This window comes from Paenibacillus suaedae (assembly GCF_032337355.1).
Classification (GTDB): Bacteria; Bacillota; Bacilli; order Paenibacillales; family Paenibacillaceae; genus Paenibacillus_B; species Paenibacillus_B suaedae.
The window spans coordinates 557,740-579,334 of sequence record NZ_JAVYAA010000004.1 but is presented as its reverse complement, the minus strand read 5'-3'; the positions used below and the strand labels follow the sequence as shown (position 1 = coordinate 579,334).

The following is a 21,595-nucleotide window of genomic DNA, read 5'->3' as shown; positions in this document are numbered from 1 at the left end:
AACACCATCCTTACCAGCGCGTAGTGACCATCTTTTTGCGGGTATAGAACTCTACTCCGTCCGTGCCGTTCGCATGCAAATCCCCATAGAAGGAATCCTTGTAGCCAGAGAACGGGAAGAAGGCCATCGGTGCTGGGACGCCAACGTTTACACCGAGCATCCCTGCATCGATATGCTCACGGAATTGTCTCATATAAGCGCCGCTCGACGTGAAGATGCAGGCACCGTTCGCAAACCGCGATTCATTCGCCCAAGCGATTGCCTCATCGATATCCTTTACACGCACAATTGACAATACCGGCGCAAAAATCTCATCCTGCCAAATCTTCATTTGCTGTGTCACTTCATCGAAAATCGTCGGCCCCATGAAGAAGCCATCGCCATTGGTTTCTGCGTCCTGGCGGCCATCGCGCACAAGCTTGGCCCCCTCCTGCACGCCAGCATCAATGTAACCGATCGCTCTCTCCTTATGACCTTCGCGAATGACTGGCCCAAGGAACACGTCATCGCGTTCGCCATTGCCGATAATAAGCTCATCAGAAGCCTTCACAAGCTGTGCAACAAACTCGTCCGCAACCGATTCCTGCACGAGCACAACTGAGCAGGCCATGCAGCGTTCTCCGGCCGAACCGAATGCTGCATTGATAATTTGCGTCGTAGCGTTCTCCAAATTCGCGTCTTCCATTACGATCGAGTGGTTCTTGGCTCCGGTCAAGGCTTGCACGCGCTTCAAGTTGGCAGTGCCGCGCTTGTACACATATTCGCCGACTGGCTGGGAGCCAACGAAGGAGATCGCCTTCACCTGCTTATGATCAAGCAATCCATTCACGACATCATGCGCCCCATGGACAATATTCAGAACGCCCTTCGGCAAGCCCGCTTCTTCCATGAGCTCCGCCAAACGGCAAGCCAGAAGAGGAGTACGCTCGGAAGGCTTCAATACGAACGTGTTGCCGCAAGCGATCGCCAGCGGGAACATCCAGCACGGCACCATCATTGGGAAGTTGAACGGGGTAATGCCGCCAACGACACCGATTGGATAACGGTACATACCGGATTCAATGTTGGTAGCAATGTCCGGCAGCTGCTTGCCCATCATGAGCGTTGGTGCACCGGCTGCGAATTCCACGCATTCGATGCCTCGCTGCACTTCACCGTATGCTTCTTTGAAATTTTTGCCGTTCTCAAGCGTAATCAGCTTGGCCAGCTCATCCCAATGCTCAACGAGAAGCTGCTGATACTTGAACATGATGCGCGCCCGGCGCGGTACGGCAGTACGCGACCATGTGCGGAACGCTTCCGCAGCTACAGTTACCGCTTCATTCAATTCTTCCATGCTGGACAACGGGACATGTCCGATAATGTCGCCCGTAGCCGGATTGTATACCGGTTCCGTTTTGCCTGATGTTGATTCCTTCCATTGTCCCCCGACATAGTTGCGAATGGCGATTGCTTCTGTCATGTTCCATTCTCCTCTCGTCATTTCATATATAGTAAGAACATCTGAAATCCGGATGTGAACCTAACAAACCGTTCCTTTTATACGTTCAAAAGTTACACATTCAAAGCTTGATGGGCATTCAGCAGCAGCATCTTCTGCTTGGCCGCTTCTTTCACCGCCTCCATCGGACGGGCGAATAAGGCAACGCGGTCGAACTCATTTGGTTTGTTCAGTATTTCGCTGCGCAGTGTCTTGCCAAACGCCATGCGGAGTGCCGTACCGATATTGACCTTGCTGATGCGTGTAGCCGCAAGCCTGTGCAAATCATCGTCCTTCACTCCAGTCGATCCATGCAGCACGAGCGGCAGCGATACGACACGCTCAATCTCCGCGAGCCGTTCGTAATCGATCGGCGCGGACTGCTCTTCCATCCGATGCAGCGTACCGATCGCCACTGCCAGTGCATCGACGCCAGTCTCTTCAGCAAACACCTTCGCTTCGCCTGGTGCTGTCAGCCTTGCCTCTACATTCATGGACGGATCCGTATATCCGACAGCGCCAATTTCCGCTTCGACAGGAATGCCGCAGGCATGCGCCAGCTTTACAATTTCCCGCGTGTTGCGGATATTGTCTGCTAGCGGCAGCTGCGAGCCGTCATACATAATGGATGTGTATCCACTCATAATCGCTTCGGCTGCCGACTCGAATCCATCGCCGTGATCCAAATGGATGCATACTGGCACCTTCGCACGCTCAGCCAAGCTTCTGTACAACGCTCCTGATACTTGAAGAGGCATGTAGCGAAGCGCCACCTTGTTTGTCGCCAATATGACCGGCGCTCCGACTTCCTCGGCTGCGGCAATGACCGCCGAAGCATCCTCATAGCCAAATACGTTAAATGCCGGCACAGCCGCATTGAGCTCCGGCAAGCCCCGCATCATTTCCGTTAATGTAACGAGCATGAACCGTCCCTCCATGTTGAATGACTTATAACTTGCTCAATAAATATCTCATCCGCCGCAAATTCCCCATCGATCCGTAGTGGCTGCATTCAATCGAATGCAGTTTCATTCCAATCGAAGATTTGGTCGTGTGTCAGCGGCATTCAGGTCTATTCCCCACGCTCCGCGCCTCTGATGAATTCATCCAGTTCCGCGGTCGTTGGCATCGCGTCTGAGCAGCTATGGCGCGAGATAACGATGGCAGCCGAAGCGCTGCCGTATTCCATCGCACGCGGCAAATCCCAGCCCTGCATCAACGCATAAATCATGGCAGACGCATAGGAATCGCCCGCTCCGAATGTCTTGAGCACCTTCGTCTTGAAAATGCCCCCTCTATGCGCTTCTCCGTCTTTCGTATAGGCAATCGATCCTTCCGAGCCATGCTTAATGAGAACAACCTGCGCATGATGCCCGAACCATTTCGCTGCCGTCAGTCGATCGTCCGCTTGCTGACCGGAGAACTTCTCCATCATGTCGAACTCTTCGCGCGTTCCAATGATAAAGTCGCATTTTTCCGCCGCAAGCTGATAATAAATCGAGGTTTCCGCAACATTTTTCCAGGTGTACGGGCGATAGTCAAGATCGAAAAATACGAATACCCCATGCTTGCGTGCATATTCCAAGGCAATGAATACTGCCTCGCGTGACGGGCTCGCAGCGAGCGCCGTTCCTGATATGAGCAGCGCCTTCGTCTGCTTGATATACTCCTCAGATACCTCTTCCGGCTTAAGGAGGAGATCCGCTACATGGTCACGGTACATCAGAATGCTGCAATCTGTAGGACTTTTAATTTCAGTAAAGGCTAATCCTGTCATTGCTCCCGTATCATCAACAGCAAGCTGCGACGTATCTATCGATTGATCGTTCAAATATTGTCGTATGTAACGGCCCATCTGATCATCGGACAGCTTGCCGATGAATCCGCTTTTCATGCCGAGGCGTGCCGCCCCAATTGCAATGTTCGCTGGAGATCCGCCCACGTACTTCGTGAACGTTCTCGTCTCCTCCATTGGCCGATTAATTTCGTTCGCATTTAGATCGATGCACAGTCTTCCGATGGCAATCAAGTCGAATGGCCGATCCTTAGGGAATGATAGTGTACTCATATCCAGTCAGCACCTCCATGTTCTCTGCCTCATGCCCTCTTTCTGCAGGACTGAGGCCACTATGATGCAGTCTCTTTCTGTTGCGAGTTGAGTTAAGCGCTTACCTTATAGCTAATTATATGCACACCAATTTGGTAATGTAAACGCTTTTTTAATGATTTGATAAGTTCTTTTTTTCACTTACACATCTTCTTTTCCTATTTAAAATAACTTGCCATTTTCCCTGCCACACAGCGGAATCCCACTCGATTATTGATTTTTCACCTTGCCAACCTCTGGAACATAGCCTATAGTTAAAATATGAGTTAAGCGCTTTCCCTACTTTGCCTAGTAAGTCGTTTACTGTTCCATATACAGAACAATTTTTCGATCACACTCAGAGAAAGCAGGGATTATTATGCTGCAAGTAGGAATCATCGGAGCCGGACGAATTGGAAAGCTGCATGCCAGCCATATTCAACAAATGAGCAATATCCGCGTTCGCGCAATATCAGACGTATATACGGAAGGGTTGAACGAATGGGCTTCCGCGCATGGAATCCCAGTTGTCACGAACGACTATCAAGACATTCTTCATGATCCGGATATTCAAGCGGTGTTTATCTGTTCACCGACCAGTACACATGCGGACATCATTCGTGAGGCTGCCGAAGCCGGCAAGCATATTTTCTGTGAGAAGCCTGTCAGCTTCTCAATCGAAACGACAGAGCAAGCACTAGCTGCGGTTAAGAAGTCCGGCGTGAAAATGCAGGTCGGCTTTAACCGCCGCTTTGACCATAATTACAAAAAAGCGCATGACGTCGTACAATCCGGAAGCATTGGAGCCCCACACTTGCTGCGCATTACGTCGCGCGATCCAGAACCGCCATCAGCAGAGTATATCGCCAAATCCGGCGGACTGTTCATTGATATGACCATTCACGACTTCGATATGGCCCGCTATGTCATGCAAAGCGAGGTCGTTGAGGTATATGCACAAGGAGCGAATCTGGTCGATCCGAAAATTGGGGAATTGAACGATATTGACACAGCCATTGTTAGTCTTCGCTTTGCCAACGGTGCGCTCGGCATTATCGAGAACAGCCGCAAGGCCGTGTACGGTTATGATCAGCGTCTGGAAGCATTCGGCTCCGACGGCTGTGTCTCAACACAGAACGACCGTCCTTCTACAGCGGTTGTTGCGACGGCTAATGGAGTTCATATGGACAAGCCGCTGCATTTCTTCATCGAGCGCTATACGCAGGCCTATATTCAGGAGGTTCAAGACTTCGTTCGGGCCATTATGCACGATGGCCCAGTCGTCTGCGATGCCAACGACGGATTGCAGGCGGAACGCATCGCACTGGCGGCCAAAGAGTCGCTGCGTACCGGGCTGCCTGTTAAGATAGCCCATTAACATATAGATTTGTATTTATAAAAAACTATTCTCTACTGAGGCAAGGAGGCCGCCTTTATGTCTAAATTACTCGTATCGCCACAACCAAGAGATGAGCAAGGCAAGGTCATTTCCGTTACGCCGCAAAGCGCAGGCTGGGAGTTTGTAGGGTTCGAACTGTATTCGCTGCAGCCAGGTGAAAAGCTGCAAAACGATACAAATGAGCAGGAGGTATGCCTTGTCCTGCTGAGTGGGAAGGCTGAGGTCAGCACTTCGAAAAAATCGTTCGGTGTGCTTGGACAGCGCATGAGTGTATTTGAGCGCATTCCTCCGTATTCGGTTTACGTGCCGAACCATGATCGATATACCGTTCAGGCCGAAACGGCCTTAGAACTAGCTGTCTGTGCGGCCCCTGGCAAGGGGACATACCCAGCTCGCGTCATTGCTCCTGAAGATGTCGGTGTAGAAACACGCGGTTCTGGAAGCATCGAGCGGCATATCCATAATATTTTGCCGGAACAAAAAGAGGCGGACAGCCTGCTCGTCGTAGAGGTGTTCACGCCTGGCGGGCATTGGTCCAGCTATCCGCCGCATAAGCACGATCAGGAAAATTTGCCGCATGAATCTTATTTGGAAGAAACCTATTATCATGAAGTCAATCCTGAGCAAGGGTTCATTATGCAGCGCGTATACAATGACGACCGTTCGTTGGATGAGACGATGGCCGTGCCGCACCGCCATGTCGTCCTAGTTCCAGAGGGGTACCACCCGGTATCCGCGCCTCCAGGATACGATTCCTATTATTTGAACGTGATGGCGGGACCTGTGCGTACATGGAAGTTCCACAATGATCCCGAACACAAGTGGCTTTTTGAAAAAAAGTGATGCCGCTTATTTCGAGCAGTCCCTTACAGGAGAATGGCGTAGTCCATTCTCCTTTTGTTGTATAATGAGAAATAAAGAGAAGACGTACGCAAGAAGTGCGAAGAACGATGAGGAGTTCCCTATGAAATCAACTATTTACGACGTAGCCAAGGCGGCTGGCGTATCCATTGCCACCGTATCGAAGGTCGTCAATCAAACAGGCAATATTAGCGCCAAAACACGTGAGCGTGTCCTCCATATTATGAAAGAGCTGCAATACCAGCCGAGTGTAGTTGCTTCCGCGTTAACCGGAAAGAAAACGTCCACCTTCGGCCTGCTCATCTCCGATCTGGCCAACCCCTTTTTCGCTGAGGTGGCCCGCAATCTGGAGGATCAAGCGCAAGCGTCCGGATACAGTATTGTTATGTGCAGCACAGACAATAAGGATGATAAAGGGCTAAATTACATTTCCCTATTGCAGCGCAAGCAAATTGACGGGCTTATCATTGCCTGCCAATTTACAAAATGGTCGCAGCTAGAAGACTACATTACCGACAGTCTCCCCATCGTGCTATTCTCCAAAGACATCACATCCCTGACCATGCACACCGTGACCGTGGATGACTATAAAGGCGGCTACGAGGCGATTCGTCACCTGCTCCAGCTTGGGCATACCGATATCGGCATCATTACAGAGGACAGCCCAAGCGGTGAGCACCGGGTTCGAGGCGCCAAGCAAGCGATGAAGGATGCAGGAATCGAGCCGAACGATCAATGGATCACAGTCGTTCACTCGTCTGTCGCAGAAGGGTGTTCCGGCGCAAATCAAATACTGCAGCAGTATTCCCGTCCGACTGCGATATTCTCCTGCAATGATTTGCTAGCCGTCGGCGCTATGCAGTCTGCACACCAGATCGGCTTGCAAGTTCCTAACGAGTTGTCCATCATTGGATTCGACGATACGATCCTGTCTCAAATCGTTGTGCCGCGTCTCACGACGATCGCACAGCCAATTCCCGATATGGCCAAGGAAACGATTCAATTGCTGCTCCGCCAAGCAGACAATCCAGACATGCCGAAGCAAAAGATCGTGTTCCAGCCACAATTGATTTCGGGGGATTCTACGCAGGTACGAGAAACCGACGGCAAATGATCCTACTTGAAAATTTATAGTCGTAGTTAATTTAGCCCTTTGGCTGATCTAATACGAGAAGAGCCGTAAGGATGCAACAATCCCTACGACTCTTCGCCTATAATCTTGGTTTCAAGTAAAACAACCAGAGAAAAGACAATGTTAATATGTGGTATAATAATCAGACACAACACACCTTGAGTGGAAAGACTCCCTCCTGAAAGGAGGTGAGTCCTATGAACTTCTCCTTTTCTGATATGATCATGTTCGCCACGTTTATCGTCGCGCTGCTGACTTACATGGATAGAAAAAAGAAGTAACCCATCAAGGTTGGCGCCAGAAATGGGTTACTTCTTTACTTTAACTCTTAATCTGGAGGGGAAACCCACTCAAGATGTTTGTGCTTAGGAGCAGTTCGCCGCTGCTCCTTCCTTATTGTTATCATACCACATGCTGGAATATACCTCAACGGTTCGCAGTCGATACGGTTGTTCAAACCTTTTCCACCAGAAGCGGAACGACCTGTCCAGCATGAACATCGATCAATCCCAGATCCGTTATCTTCAGCGCCGGACTTACTGGCAAGGAATGCGTACACAGCGACATAATCGGGTTGTAATGCTCGTAGCCGATTGATTCCATCGCCTCGCGCAGCTTCTTCACGGCTTGTCCGAACTCCTCGAACGGCTCCTCTGACAAAATGCCGCCGACAGGCAGCGGAATATGTGCAATCACCTTGCCGTCATCAACGACACAGAAGCCGCCTTGATCCGCAATGACTGTATTGGCCGCAAGCACCATATCTGCCTGTGAATGACCTACGACAAGCAGGTTGTGATTGTCATGTGAATACGTCGTCGCAATCGCTCCGCGCTTAATCGTGTTGCCCGTAATGAGTCCGTAAGCACGGTTGCCGTTCTTGCCATAACGTTCGAAGGTAGCAATCAACCCATATGGACTCTCCTGCCACTTCAATTCTCCATCTGCCACACGTACCGATTCATGCAGTTCCTTCGTGTTCGTCGTTCCGTTCAACACCTGCATGACGCGGCAGAGATACTCGCCATCAACAGCCTCTGCAGCTACCTGGAAATCTTCTGCCGTTAGCTTCTGCAACTTCACACTCTCATAGAAATGAGACGGGAATTGGCGTTCACCGCGCTCTTGCTCATAGGCTGTTCCAGCCTCATAAGCCAAGCGTCCATGCTTGTATACCGAAGCGATGTCGAACTGCTCAACGTCGCTGAGCAGTACGAAGTCCGCCACTTTATTCGGTGCAATTGCTCCGCGATCGTACAAGTGCATCCGTCTGGCTGGCGTATACGTAGCCGCATAAATCGCGCGTTCCGGCTTCATGCCCATGGCCATCGCCTTTTTAACTAAGTGATTCAAATGGCCGTCTTGAACGAAGGTATCCGCCATGACGTCATCCGTTACGAAGCAGAACAGCTCTGCTACGTCCTCATGAATGAGTACATCCATAATGTCCGGTGTCATCGACTTCTCCTGAATCTCAAGGAACATCCCGTTCGCCATCCGATCGCGCATGCTGTCCACGGCCTGCTCGGTATGATCGGAGTCTACTCCTGCGAACATGAAGCGTGCCAGTTCTAGATCAACCAGCTTCTTCGGCGTATGTCCCTCGATAACGAGATTCGGATAATTGGTGCGGATATGGTGCAGGATGCGGTTCGTCTTGCAGTCCGGATCGCGTAGAACATCGACCGAGTTCATAATCTCGCCCAGGCACACGACACGCTCATCTTTCAGCAGCTCATCGATATCTGCAATGTCGATTTCCCCGCCCGTGGTCTCCAGTGGCGTTGCAGGCACCGAGCTCGGAATTGCATATAAGATGTCCGCTGTGCAGCCCTTGCTTGCATTGATCATTTCCTTCACGCCTTCAACGCCGAACACGTTCGCCATCTCATGCGGCTCGGATACAATCGTCGTGACCCCGTTTTGAATTAGGCCGTGCGAGAACGTCTGCGGCGTAACCATCGTGCTCTCAATATGAAGATGGATATCGACGAGGCCTGGAATCATGTACTTTCCCGTACCGTCCACGACTTTGACCGCCTCGAATGCATCCGTTCCGCGATTCCCAATGTAGAGGAAACGTCCATCCTGAATAGCGGCATTCCCTTGTATGAATCGTTTCAAATACACGTTATATACGCTGACGTTCGTTACCAACAAATCTATTTTCATGTCTCCACTCCTCGCTGTCCTTCGTTCGTTGGTATAGAGGTATACATGTAATATTAATTCGACGTTCTCACCAATACGACTTTTTCTTTCGGCAGTACGAGCTTCACGGCTGTACCGCGTTCGAACGGCGTCTCCATTTCGCGATTTACCGTGAATTCGCCAAGCGGCGTTTCGACGATGTATTGATAGCTGCGACCGAGGAAGGTACTGATTTTCACTTGACCGTCAATCTGGTTCCATCCCGCTTCCACATCCTCAGCCGTTAAGCCGCCAATCCCAGCCGTATATTCGCTGTCTGTAGCTACCAGAAGATCGTCCGGACGAATGGCCCCCTTCATCGAGCTGGACAATGGATGGCCTGAGCGATGGATGACCTGCATCTTCACTCCTTCTGCGCCGTGTATCGTAATCGCTCCTCCGTCATCATGCATTTCGCCAATGTCGATAAAGTTGTTGAAGCCGATGAACCGGGCAACGAATTCAGTAGCCGGGTATTTATAAATGTTCGCAGGCGCATCCAATTGCTCAATGACGCCTTTGTTCATGATGGCAACCTTATCTGAAATGGAGAAGCACTCCTCTTGGTCGTGAGATACATACACGCTTGTAATTCCAAGCTGCTTCTGAATACGGCGAATTTCTACACGCATATTGACGCGCAGGTTCGCGTCCAGGTTACTGAGCGGTTCGTCGAACAGGAGCAGATCCGGCTGAATGACGAGCGCACGAGCGATTGCAACGCGTTGACGCTGTCCACCGGACAATTCTCCGGGGAATCGCTTTTCGAAGCCTTTCAGGTCTACAACCTCCAGCATCTCATGTACACGCTTCGCGATGGACGACTTGTCCACCTTGCGCAGCTTCAAGCCGTACGCGACATTGTCGAACACGCTCATGTGCGGGAACAGCGCATAGCTCTGGAATACGAAGCCGAAGTTGCGCTTGTTCACCGGCACCCGTGTATAATCTTTCCCTTGGAATAGGAACTTGCCGTCCTTCGCTTCCAGGAAGCCAGCAATCAGGCGCAGCGTTGTCGTCTTGCCGCAGCCTGATGGTCCGAGCAGAGAGATCAGCTCGCCTTCGTTCAGGCTTAGGTTGAAGTCTTTCAAGATCAGGTTTTTCTCGTATGCAACAGATATATTTTGAAGGGATAGCAATTCCATGATCGTTGGCCTCCGATGTATGCTAGTTATTTTTCGTGAAGTAGGAGAGTCCCATTAAGCGTTCAATTGAGAACATAAGCAATGCTGTAATGACCATCAGCAGCACCGAAATCGCGGCAATCGTCGGGTCGAAGTAATTCTCGACATAGGTCAGCATTTGAATCGGCAGTGTGCTCACCCCAGGTCCCGTCATGAACACGGAAATATCTACGTTGTTGAACGATTCCAGGAACGCGAGCAGAACCCCCGCGATAAGACCGGAACGAATGTTAGGCAGCACGACCGTGAAGAATGTCTGCAGTCGGCTCGCACCTAAGCTCATGGACGCTTCTTCAACGGAATAGTCGAAGTTCGCCAAGCTCGATGCAATGACCCGAATGATAAATGGCAGCATCAGCACGATGTGTCCGATCAGCAAGCTTGTATATACGGGCAGTTCGAATTTCACGACTAAATACTTGAGCATCGTGAAGCCGAGCACGACCCCAGGGATCAAAATCGGCGAGATAAAGATGGCATTGAGCAGCCCCTTGCCCTTAAACTGATAGCGGCTCAGCGCATATGCAGCAGGAACGCCGAGCAGAAGTGCAATCAGGTTGCCGGCAAGCGCGACGATGATCGTAACTTTGAACGTAGACAAAAACATTTCGACATCAAAAATATTGCGATACCATTTCAGTGAGAAACCTTCTGGCGGGAACTTCAGTACCGAACCCTCTCCAAAAGACGTTGCCATAATAATGATGAGCGGCCCGAGCAAAAAGAGAAACACCAATCCCGTAAATACGGCGAGTCCGCGATGTTGTTCTTTCATAAGAAGTTAACCCCCGTTATCCCTTCGGATTCAATTTGCGAGCGAGCTGGTTCATAAGACCGATAATGATGAAGGTGACGACAATCATGACGGTCGCAATAATCGAAGCCATATCCCAGTCGTTGAGCGTCATCGCATTCTGATACAGGAACGTAGCGACGACTCGCTGTTTGCCGCCAAGCAGCTGCGGCGTCGTATACGCCGTTAGACTGCCGACGAATACAAGGATGCTGCCAACGATAAGACCAGGCACACACAGCGGTACGATGACGGTCATAAAGCCCTTCATGCGCGATGCGCCAAGACTTGATGAAGCATTTAACAGGTCGCCGTCAATGTTCTCCATAACACCGACGAGCGAAATGATCATAAGCGGCAAAAACAGATGAATAAGACCGATCATCATCGCGGTCGGCGTATACATGATTTTTAACGGCTCATCAATTAATCCAATGCTGGTCAACAGCTGATTCACCAAACCGTTCTTGCCGAGAATGACCATCCAACTGAAGGAGCGCACAATCGCACTCGTCATGAGTGGGAAGATTGCGAGCGCCAGCAGGATTCCTTTGATACGCGCCTTCTGCCGTGAAATATAGTAAGCAGCAGGGAATCCGATCATTATGCAGGCAAGTGTTGTAACGAAGCTGACCTGCAGTGTAGTACCTAATATTTTCAGCATGTACGGATCGCCGAGCAGCTTCACATAACCGTCGATTGTAAATTGCCCTTCACGGAAGAAAGTTGAGCCAATCGTCATGAAGATCGGGATGATCATGAACAAGGTCAAGAATACGAGTCCCGGAAGCAGCAGCCATATAAATGGTTTTTTCATCAGTTCGTCTCCTGTTTCTCTTGATGTCTAAGCTTGCAATACGGAGATAAAACGATCCATGAACGCCTCTCCATCTACCTCTACACATACATTTGCGTTTGCCTCCCGGCCGAGGCGATTCTGAACGTCGCATACGGTTTGACCGTCGCACAGGTCGCTTCGTGTCTCAACATCCACATAATAGCGATGCGTCTTGACGATACTGGCATCGATCACGATATAGGCAGCGAGCGGATCGTGCATCGCACACGCTGCTACACCGTTGCGCATTCGATACCGCTCCATGTACTGTGCCGTACATGTACGGACAAAGCCTCCAAGCGGTGTGGAATCGAGCTTCTCCAAATGCTCGGGACGCAGCAGTGCCTGACGTGTTACGTCCAGACCGACGATGGTCAGGTCAAATCCTGCATGCAGCACCATTTTGGCCGCTTCTGGGTCAACGTAGATGTTGTATTCCGCCACTGGCGTAACGTTGCCGAACGTCTGCAGCGCGCCTCCCATCATAACGACCCGCTTAACGAGCTGCGGCAATTCGGGACAGGCCCGCAAGGCAATTGCCAGATTGGTGAGCGGCGCTGTCATAAGAAGTGTCAGCTCACCTGGGCGCTTCTTCGCTTCTTCAATGATGAACTGTGCTGCATGCGGCAGCCCTTCCTCCAGCTCCGGCGGACTCATATCGGATAGAGCTCCGCCCAAGCCATCATTTCCGTGCACAGCGTGCTCGAAGAACGTCGGACGCATCAATGGCTCGTTCGCTCCCGGAATGATCGGAACCTTGTTCGCCTCAACATCCGCGCGTTGCTTGTCCTCATCCAACTGCTGCAGCATGTGTATCACTTTTCGTGTATTTAACGTCGCTTGTGAGAGTGAGACATTGCCATTCACTGTCGTCACGCCGACAAGCTCTATTTGTTTGCTTTTCCAAACTAACGCTAATGCAAGTGCATCATCTACGCCCGTATCGACATCCATAATGACGGGCATTTGCTTCGAAGTAGCCGTATCCGCAACCATGATACCAGCCTCCTGACTATTGATGGGAATAAAAAAGGAGGGTGCGATATACGGCAGCCCTCCTCTTGATCGAGGAAGTTCAAAAAGGTACCTTGTCGTCGCGAAGTCGCTCTTAGCCGTTGCAACGTATACGTTTTTGAACATTCACTATTTGGACTTTACTCGATTTCACGGTTCCAGCGGTCAATCCAACCGCTCATTTCTTTGTTCACTTTACGAAGGTCAAGCGTCTTCAGGTTTTCAACAACATCTGGGCCATACGTCAAGCCTTTCGCCTCGTCAGCGGTCAGCTTCACTTCTTTGTTCGTTGGCGAATCGACGCGAGCCTTCGCGTTCGCTTCTTGTACTTGCTGACTCAAGTGCCAGTTAATGAACTTTTCTGCCAGCTCTTTATGTTTCGAGCCTTTTACAATGTTGACCGTGTTCAAGAGCGCATATGCGCCTTCCTTCGGCGTTACGAACTTAGCGGATGGCAGAGCTTCCGTCAAGCTGCCCAAGAAGGTGTCCTGCATCGGCGCAGCCACAACCTCACCTTGCGCGAACATATTAACCAAGTCAGCGGATTTGGAGTAATACTTCACGACGCCAGGATTGATTTCTTTCATCGCTTTGAAGGCCGCTTCCGTATCCATATCCTTGCTGCCCGCTACCTTCGCCGCAAAATCCATCATCATTGGCCCTGTTGTAATCGTAATGTTAGGCAGGGCAATTTTATTTTTCAATTCAGGCTTCCACAGGTCGCTCCATGATTCAATCGGCGTTTTTGCCTCATCGCTGTTCACCGCAAGTCCAAGCTGCGCTACCGTGTGCGCTGGGCCATAGTCTTCGCCGATCGGCGCCTTAGCGATATCATACAGCTGCTCGATGTTCGGAATATTCTTGCGATCAATCTTCTCGAACAAGCCTTCTTCAGCACCTTGCAGTGCATAATAGTCGGACAAGTAGATCAGGTCTACCTTCGAGCTGCCTTGACGGACTTTGTTCAAGCGATCTGTGTTGTTGCCGATCTCTGTCACGATCTTAACGTTATACTCTTTCTCGAACGGCTCGTACACGTTCTTCTTCATCGCATCCTCGGCAAAGCCCCAAGTCGAGATGACCAATTCTGTCGGTGCTTCCTTGCCGCCTTCAGCTGCCTTGTCCCCGCCGCAAGCTGCCAGCAGTGTGCCCATCGAAAGTACGAATGCAAGTGTTAACGCTAATTTTTTCATGAAGTCCCATCCCCCTGAAGCCATTCTAAGTTGTGTATCTCGTGTAGTAAGTGTTCAAAAGTAAACCCTAGTGACCGCCCATTGCTACATAGCGGACAATAACCAGTACAAACAGAACCCACATAAGCCAGTGAATCTTATATTTCTCACCCTTGCCGAATACGTTCGCTACGAACGCCAGCAGGACGTAACCAAGAATACCGAAGGAAATACCGTTTGCAATGCTGTACGTGAACGGCATGAATGCAATCGTCATAAATGCCGGAATCCCAATAACCAAGTCTTTGAAGTTGATTTCCGTAACGGCTTGCATCATCAATACGCCAACGACGATAAGCGCTGCTGCTGTAGCTGGGCCTGGAATCAATGCAACTGCAGGAGCCAAGAACAGGGACAACAAGAAGCAGATTCCTGTCGTTACAGACGTAAGTCCTGTGCGTCCGCCTTCTGCTACACCCGCGGAGCTTTCTACGAATGCAGTCACGGTACTTGTACCAAGTGCCGCACCACCCGCTACCGCAACAGAGTCAACGAACATCGCTTTCCCTACACGCTTGTTGCCTTCTTCACGATTTTTCATGAATCCAGCACGGTTGGCTGTACCAACCAATGTTCCGAATGTATCGAACAATTCAACGAATGTGAACGTTAGGATGATAGATACGATACCCACACCCATGATGCCAGCAAAATCGAACTCGAAGAAGCTCAATTTTGTCAAATCTGGAACCCAGTTTGCACCGTTCAACGAACTGAAATCGACGCGCCCCATCAAAATCGCAGCGACCGTCGTTCCCAAAATACCGAACAAAATCGCGCCGCGTACGTTCAAAATCATAAGAATCGAAATAAGTGCCAAGCCGATGATTGTAAGCAGTACATCAGGATTGGAGAAGCTGCCTAAGCCGAATACTGTTTCAAAACCTTGAAGCGGTGTGAATGTACCCTTAGGAATATCATTCACGGTCTCAACGGACACGGACAACATTCCGCTATTTTTCAAGCCGACAATCGTAATGAACAAGCCGATACCGACTGTAATCGCATGCTTCAGTGCATCAGGAACTGCTTCAAGCAGCATTTGACGAACATGTGTAATCGTAAGCAGGAAGAAGATAATCCCAGAAATAAATACTGCCGTCAGTGCCATTTGCCATGTGATCGGATGATCCGAGCCAGCAGTCGATACGACGACTGTTGCAAAGTAAGCATTCAGCCCCATCCCTGGTGCCAAGGCAACCGGGAAATTAACGAAGATCCCCATCGCAATGGTGAAAATACCGCCTGCAATAGCTGTTGCAAGAAATACGGGATACCATTCCATGCCGGTCTTACCGAAGGCCGTTAGAATGTTCGGATTAACGGCCAAGATGTACGCCATCGCCATAAAGGTCGTAATACCCGCCATAATCTCCGTACTAATCGTCGAACCGTTCTCCTTGATTTTGAAGAAGCGCTCCATGTGTATAACATCCTCCCCATGACATCTCATGAATGTGTGTTTACTGCTGCTTCTGTTTCCCCCAGTAACCTGTCTAAGCACAAAAAAAGAACTCAGGTTGATCTCCCGAGCTCTGGCGTGAAAGAAGTGAGGCATTCCCTACTCGCACTGCCCGCTATATGAATGAATAGCAAGTTCCCATCCTGATATTGCACACAGATTATGGGCAGGCAGAGCGTATAAGACGAATCTTCTAACTAGATTCATCCGGAAAGCCGTTCCTCTTCGTAGCCAGATCATTTACGGTGATCTCGTAGAAACTCTCAGGCCAATTCCCAAGATTATACGAAAAAGTTGCGTTATTAGGTTATCTACTCACATTGTATAGGCATCCGGCAGGGTTGTCAACGCTATTTCCGAACAATAAACAAAATATCTTATAACTCGTTCGTGTTTTGTGGCGAAAACAAATCAATTTCTCCATTACTGAAATCAACATTCTATGATGTCCCAGCATGCTAGAATTACAAAAAAATTTTTCTGGAAAATCACAGTAAAACTATTGAATTAATTCATTATTTTTTATAAAATGGGTTCATACATTTTTACCCAGTTCTGAAACTATTATGATTGCTTTTTACAAATGGTATTCGGGTAAACATGTAAATCTAGTATTTTGGAGGTGAGTTTATACGTTAAAAATGCCAGCTTTGTCAGACTAGACTATACTCTTTTATACCAAGGAGGAATAGCATTTGGCGAACAAAAACAACAAAAAAGTGCTTTCAATGATCATGTCGATTGCCATGGCAATCAGCCTGATGTCACCAGCGGTGTCAGCCTATGAAGGCCCCGCGAACAATTCAACCGAGAAGCTGCTCTATTTGCGAACAGGCACCGTCGATCTCCAGAATGAAAATGAACACTACGGACTGCAGCATGATGAAGAAAGCACGCAACGCCATTTGTACGTTGTTCAATTCAACGACGTCATCACAGATTCCTCCAAACAGCTCTTGCAACAGGCTGGAGCGGAACTCGGAGATTATCTCCCTGACTATGCTTATCTCGTACGCATGAACCCGCAACAAGCCGGCAACCTCGCCACCAACGATCAGATTTACAGAGTCACCCTCTTTCAGCCAGAATGGAAGAACGGCAACCTCTCCACATCCGAAAACACTTCACCAAGCAACTATGTCATCTCAGTATTCAGGGGCAGTGAGGCAGAAGTTGCCCAATCACTTAAGCAGCAAGCCATCCCCGTTACCGATGTGCAAGAAGGCTACATCGAAGCTGTATTAAGCAACGAATCACTCCCGCTCGTTCTTAATCAACCAGATGTCACCTTCGTCGAATCTAAGCCTAAAGAAGAGATCCTCAACGACTTCGTCACGAATCAAGTTGGGGCTGCTACGTCGAATGGCGTATGGAGCAAGGGATTGACCGGAAAAGGTCAAGTGGTTACCGTAGCCGACAGCGGCTTGGATTCCGGTAATCTAAGCACACTCCATAAAGATTTCGAAGGTCAGCTGCATACGACTCCTGTTCCTAACCCCGAAGGAACATGGAAGGATACGATCGGTCATGGCACACATGTAGCCGGTACCGTGCTCGGCACAGGAGCAATGTCCAATGGGCAATATAAAGGCGTTGCCTATGGCGCCAAACTGTTCGCCCAAACAATCGGCTGTGGTGGTACTTCTATCTGCCCAGGCGACCTGCGCGACTTGTTCGGCTCTGCGAAGCAGCAAGGATCGTTCATCCATACTAACTCTTGGGGCGCCAGCAGCTACACCTACAATTCCAACTCTGCTCGCGCTGATGAATATACGTTCAACAACAAAGACTTCACCGTACTGTTCGCCGCAGGGAACGATGGCAGTGGGAACAACACCATCAATTCACCCGGCAATGCTAAAAACACCATTACGGTCGGTAATCTTCAAAAAACAAATTCGAATCAAATTGCCCCAACCTCCAGCAGAGGATATGCACCAGATGGAAGAGTTAAGCCTGACCTCGTCGTTACTGGTACCTCAATTATTTCCGTTCGTTCCTCAGCCTCAACTAGACCTGCAAATCCAAATCAGTACTACACCAACATGACCGGTACCTCCATGGCTACTCCAGCTGTCGCAGGATCGGCAGCCATCGTTCGCCAATTTTATACCGAGAACAAGCACGTAACACCTTCCTCAGCACTCATCAAAGCGACGCTCATTAATGGAGCTGAAGATGTAGGATATGGATGGATGAGCAGAGAAACAGGATGGGGACGCGTTAACCTCGTGAATTCACTCACCCCTACTGACGGAAGAACCAATAGCTTTATCGACAACACCACAGGTATCAAAACAAACGATTCTATCTCCTACCGCGTCAAGGCCGAAGCCGGCAAACCTCTCAAGATATCTCTTGTCTGGAGCGATTACCAAGGTGCCGTTCAAGCTGGCAAGCAATTGGTCAATGACCTCGATCTTGAAGTAAAAACCCCAACCGGCGAACTCTACAAAGGCAACTGCTTCGTACAAAATACAGCTAGCACAAGCTGTGCCAATTATGACCACATCAACAACGTGGAAAATGCATATCTTTCAACTCCAACTACGGGCGAATATACGGTGACCATCAAAGGATACAATGTGCCACAAGGTCCTCAGCCATTTGCATTAGTTGTATCGGGCAATCATTCTTCTATTCTTGGCCAAGGCCCTGAACAACCAGAACCGGTTGTGCTGAAGGCACCTGAGCAGCTGGCTGTAACGGCAGTCACGTATAATTCAGTAAACCTGAGTTGGAGCGATCCGAACACAGGAATTCAAGGCCTTACGTACGAAATCTATCAACAACAGCAAAAAATCGGAACCAGCAGTCAAACCAATTATGCTGCAACCGGTCTGAGTCCAGGCAATACGTATACCTTTACGGTCAGGATCATTGACGGACAAGGCAATGTCTCCCCTCATAGTCAATCCGTAACGGCTAATCTCCCAAATCCGGAGGGGAATACAGATCCATGGCAGGCAGGTAAGGCATACAAGGCAGGCGATCTTGTCTCCTATAATGGTGTGATTTATAAGTGTGTGCAACCACATACATCTCTGACTGGCTGGGAGCCTTCGAATGTACCAGCACTCTGGTCTCCTGTACAGAAATAGGTAGCCGCCTCATCACTAACGAAGGAAAGTGAACCCTATATCAATACCGTAACGCAAAAAGGTTATACCGCGGTTAAACGCGGTATAACCTTTACTATTTCCTCAGAAATTAAAAGCTAAATTGTAAATCCATATGTGAACTCGTAATAAATAATCGGAAACTAGTAGATGTTAAGGGTGCCCTTAGAACTTTTTATTCACTTCTAGGATTGACGGAATCTCGCTTGCTTGCACCCATTAAGATATCAATAGTAGAAATAATGATTGCAAAAACAACCTCGGCAACAAAAGAGATACGAATCGAAGACATATATTCATCTATCGTGTGAACAGCAGTAAAGTTAAGTACAACTCGCAGTATAAATTCATGCAGTCTTCGAAAATTGCGCCCTACTATAGAGCAATTAATCTTAATAAACATGAGAACAATTGTAACAACGGCATCTGAAATCAGTGACAATCCATAAAACAATAGTATTGACTTCCATGAATCATATTCGATCCCTAAGATTTCAAAAATGCCGACATTGAAAAAAAATAACACTATTATTGATGTGATCACTGCAAATAACAACAATAGGCTCACAAGAGAAATAGGGATTATTTTCTTCATCATTTCTCTAATTTGTTTCTTGAACATCTAGTGCCTATGATAAGTTCTCCGATTGTTCTGGTGATCACTACATCCAAAGTTATCCCTCCAAACCGCCCTAATTCACTTCCTATATTTTACTATAGCATGGAAAACGTGTGAATTATTGAAAGATACAATGAACGCACTCAAACACTTTATTTCTCCTCTGATGGTTTTGGTAACAAGCATAATAAATACTCCCTTCCATTTGCTAAACAACTCAAATAAAAAGAGAATTTCGTTCGCCGCTAATGAAGGAAGTCACCTAATTTCAATGCCGTAACGCAAAAAGGCTATACCGCGGTTAAACGCGGTATAGCCTTTAAATTGTTAAGATTCGAATGGAATTACTCCCACTCAATTGTTGCTGGTGGCTTCGATGTTACGTCATAGACGATACGGTTAACGTTCTCGACTTCGTTGACGATACGTACGGAGATCTTCTCAAGAATATCCCACGGAATACGTGCCCAGTCAGCCGTCATGCCGTCGATGGATGTTACTGCACGGATACCTACTGTGTAGGAATACGTACGAGCGTCACCCATAACGCCGACACTCTTCATGTCCGGCAATGCTGTGAAGTACTGCCAAATTTCATTATCCAAGCCAGCCTTCGCAATTTCCTCGCGCAAGATCGCGTCGGATTCACGAACAATTGTCAGCTTGTCCTCTGTTACTTCACCCAGTACGCGGATTGCAAGACCCGGTCCTGGGAATGGCTGACGCCATACGATTTCTCGCGGCAAGCCGAGCTCTTCGCCGACTTTGCGAACTTCGTCCTTGAACAACGTGTTCAAAGGTTCGATAAGCTTGAACTTCATGTCCTCAGGCAAGCCGCCAACGTTGTGGTGGGACTTGATCGTCTGAGCAGTTGCTGTTCCACTCTCTACGATGTCCGTATACAATGTGCCTTGTGCCAAGAAGTCGAAGTCGCCCAGCTTCGCGGACTCTTCATCGAAGCAGTAAATGAACTCGTTGCCGATGATTTTACGTTTTTTCTCCGGATCAGATACGCCTGCAAGCTTGCTCATGAAGCGCTCGCGTGCATCAATTTTGACCACATGCATATCGAACTTGCCGACGAATGTCTCCATTACGCCTTCAGCTTCGCCTTTGCGCAGCAAGTTGTGATCGATGAACATACATGTCAGTTGATCACCAATTGCCTTATGAATAAGTGCCGCTACAACGGAGGAATCTACACCGCCGCTAAGCGCGCACAATACTTTGCGATCGCCGACTGTCTCGCGAATTTCTTGCACCTTGTCCTCGATGAATGTTTCCATCGACCAGTCGCCCTTGCATTCGCATACACGGAACAAGAAGTTGCGAATCATTTCATTTCCGTATACAGAATGACGTACTTCAGGGTGGAATTGTACCGCATGGAAACGTTTTTCCGGATGGCTCATTGCCGCAATTGGAGCATGCTCCGTACCTGCGTCAACGCGGAAGCCTTCTGGAAGCTCAACAACCAAGTCCGTATGGCTCATCCATACCGTTTGGTTTGCTTCCAAGCCATGTGCCAATTCACTGCCTGGCTGGAATACAACATCAGCTTTCCCGTACTCGCGCTTGCCTGCACGCTCAACTTTACCCTTCAGCTGATGCGACATCATTTGCATACCGTAGCAAATCCCCATGATTGGAAGACCCAATTCATAAATACGCGGATCTACCATTGGTGAATTTTCTTCGTATACGCTCGCTGGACCGCCAGAGAATACGATCCCCTTTGGATTCAGTTCTTGAATGCGTTCGATTGAAGTGTTGTATGGAACCAGTTCACTGTACACGCCCATATCGCGAATACGACGTGCGATGAGCTGGTTATATTGTCCGCCAAAATCGAGGACAACGATCATTTCATGATGTTGCTTTGTCATTGCCGTGCCTCCCTAATACATATTGTCCACTATTATAACGAAATTGAAAAACGTCAGTCAATGTGTTATGTGATCAAGTTTGGATAACTATATAAAATTACTGGTAAAGTGTTATTATTTTTCTTCAATTTGAAAAGTATTCAAGTTATTATAGGATCGAAACAGTAAAATCATGGAACATCAGCCCCTTCCCATAGCGGTAACAGCTGATCCCCCCCTAAAAATCGAGGTGTGTATATGCGAAAATCTGTTCATGTTTATTGTGCACTATTGTTGTTTATTTCCCTCTTCATTCCATCT

The 21,595-nt window shown here is 48.8% G+C and carries 17 protein-coding genes and 1 riboswitch; of the genes, 5 read left to right on the top strand and 12 right to left on the bottom strand.

The features are described from left to right. Positions 1-10 precede the first annotated feature (10 nt). The 3 genes from RQP50_RS19515 to iolC all read right to left on the bottom strand — a co-directional run bounded on the left by RQP50_RS19515 (position 11) and on the right by iolC (position 3,548). Positions 11-1,462 carry a CoA-acylating methylmalonate-semialdehyde dehydrogenase gene (locus tag RQP50_RS19515; protein ID WP_315746425.1) on the bottom strand — a complete coding sequence of 484 codons (1,452 nt, stop codon included), beginning with the start codon at positions 1,460-1,462 and terminating at the stop codon, positions 11-13. A 92-nt stretch (positions 1,463-1,554) separates the two neighbouring features. Further along, entirely contained in the window at positions 1,555-2,403 is an 849-nt protein-coding gene (locus tag RQP50_RS19510) for a class II fructose-bisphosphate aldolase (protein WP_315746424.1), read from the bottom strand. A gap of 149 nt (positions 2,404-2,552) precedes the next feature. Beyond that, positions 2,553-3,548, bottom strand: coding sequence for a 5-dehydro-2-deoxygluconokinase (gene iolC / locus RQP50_RS19505; protein ID WP_315746423.1), 996 nt, complete (start codon positions 3,546-3,548; stop codon positions 2,553-2,555). A 391-nt stretch (positions 3,549-3,939) separates the two neighbouring features. Between iolC and iolG the strand changes: the two genes are divergently transcribed. The 4 genes from iolG (at position 3,940) to RQP50_RS29380 (ending at position 7,239) form a co-directional block, all read left to right on the top strand. After that, on the top strand, positions 3,940-4,944 hold the full coding sequence (gene iolG / locus RQP50_RS19500) for an inositol 2-dehydrogenase (protein ID WP_315746445.1): 1,005 nt from the start codon (positions 3,940-3,942) through the stop codon (positions 4,942-4,944). Positions 4,945-5,001: 57 nt separating this feature from the next. Beyond that, on the top strand, positions 5,002-5,808 hold the full coding sequence (iolB, locus tag RQP50_RS19495; protein ID WP_315746422.1) for a 5-deoxy-glucuronate isomerase: 807 nt from the start codon (positions 5,002-5,004) through the stop codon (positions 5,806-5,808). Between the two features lie 121 nt (positions 5,809-5,929). Continuing rightward, positions 5,930-6,940 (top strand): LacI family DNA-binding transcriptional regulator, encoded by a 1,011-nt coding sequence (locus tag RQP50_RS19490; RefSeq protein ID WP_315746421.1) that lies wholly within the window; start codon positions 5,930-5,932, stop codon positions 6,938-6,940. A gap of 215 nt (positions 6,941-7,155) precedes the next feature. Further along, entirely contained in the window at positions 7,156-7,239 is an 84-nt protein-coding gene (locus RQP50_RS29380) for a putative holin-like toxin (RefSeq protein WP_368072462.1), read from the top strand. A 172-nt stretch (positions 7,240-7,411) separates the two neighbouring features. Here the strand turns inward: RQP50_RS29380 and RQP50_RS19485 are convergent, their stop codons facing one another. From RQP50_RS19485 to RQP50_RS19455, 7 genes are all read right to left on the bottom strand, one after another. Beyond that, positions 7,412-9,130 carry an adenine deaminase gene (locus tag RQP50_RS19485; RefSeq protein ID WP_072730502.1) on the bottom strand — a complete coding sequence of 573 codons (1,719 nt, stop codon included), beginning with the start codon at positions 9,128-9,130 and terminating at the stop codon, positions 7,412-7,414. A gap of 53 nt (positions 9,131-9,183) precedes the next feature. Beyond that, positions 9,184-10,293 carry an ABC transporter ATP-binding protein gene (locus tag RQP50_RS19480; RefSeq protein ID WP_072730503.1) on the bottom strand — a complete coding sequence of 370 codons (1,110 nt, stop codon included), beginning with the start codon at positions 10,291-10,293 and terminating at the stop codon, positions 9,184-9,186. A 22-nt stretch (positions 10,294-10,315) separates the two neighbouring features. Next, on the bottom strand, positions 10,316-11,107 hold the full coding sequence (locus RQP50_RS19475) for an ABC transporter permease (protein WP_021252207.1): 792 nt from the start codon (positions 11,105-11,107) through the stop codon (positions 10,316-10,318). Positions 11,108-11,123: 16 nt separating this feature from the next. Further along, the gene (locus RQP50_RS19470) at positions 11,124-11,942 is read right to left on the bottom strand and encodes an ABC transporter permease (protein WP_028533676.1); all 819 of its coding nucleotides are present in this window, start codon (positions 11,940-11,942) and stop codon (positions 11,124-11,126) included. Between the two features lie 27 nt (positions 11,943-11,969). Further along, entirely contained in the window at positions 11,970-12,959 is a 990-nt protein-coding gene (locus tag RQP50_RS19465) for a nucleoside hydrolase (RefSeq protein ID WP_315746420.1), read from the bottom strand. Between the two features lie 158 nt (positions 12,960-13,117). Continuing rightward, positions 13,118-14,170 carry an ABC transporter substrate-binding protein gene (locus RQP50_RS19460; RefSeq protein ID WP_065293632.1) on the bottom strand — a complete coding sequence of 351 codons (1,053 nt, stop codon included), beginning with the start codon at positions 14,168-14,170 and terminating at the stop codon, positions 13,118-13,120. Positions 14,171-14,237: 67 nt separating this feature from the next. Continuing rightward, positions 14,238-15,632, bottom strand: a complete 1,395-nt coding sequence (locus RQP50_RS19455) for an NCS2 family permease (RefSeq protein WP_315746419.1) — start codon at positions 15,630-15,632, stop codon at positions 14,238-14,240. 247 nt (positions 15,633-15,879) lie between these two features. Then, a riboswitch (purine riboswitch) is annotated at positions 15,880-15,980 on the bottom strand. A 386-nt stretch (positions 15,981-16,366) separates the two neighbouring features. On the opposite strand from RQP50_RS19455, the gene RQP50_RS19450 reads away from it, so the two are divergent. After that, the gene (locus RQP50_RS19450; RefSeq protein WP_315746418.1) at positions 16,367-18,772 is read left to right on the top strand and encodes a S8 family serine peptidase; all 2,406 of its coding nucleotides are present in this window, start codon (positions 16,367-16,369) and stop codon (positions 18,770-18,772) included. Between the two features lie 193 nt (positions 18,773-18,965). Here RQP50_RS19450 and RQP50_RS29375 read toward each other — a convergent pair whose 3' ends face one another. Both RQP50_RS29375 and guaA read right to left on the bottom strand, forming a co-directional pair. Then, positions 18,966-19,385: a YrvL family regulatory protein gene (locus RQP50_RS29375; protein ID WP_394358416.1), complete on the bottom strand. Its 420-nt coding sequence runs from the start codon at positions 19,383-19,385 to the stop codon at positions 18,966-18,968. 368 nt (positions 19,386-19,753) lie between these two features. After that, positions 19,754-21,295: a glutamine-hydrolyzing GMP synthase gene (guaA, locus tag RQP50_RS19445; protein ID WP_028533672.1), complete on the bottom strand. Its 1,542-nt coding sequence runs from the start codon at positions 21,293-21,295 to the stop codon at positions 19,754-19,756. Between the last annotated feature and the right edge of the window lie 300 nt (positions 21,296-21,595).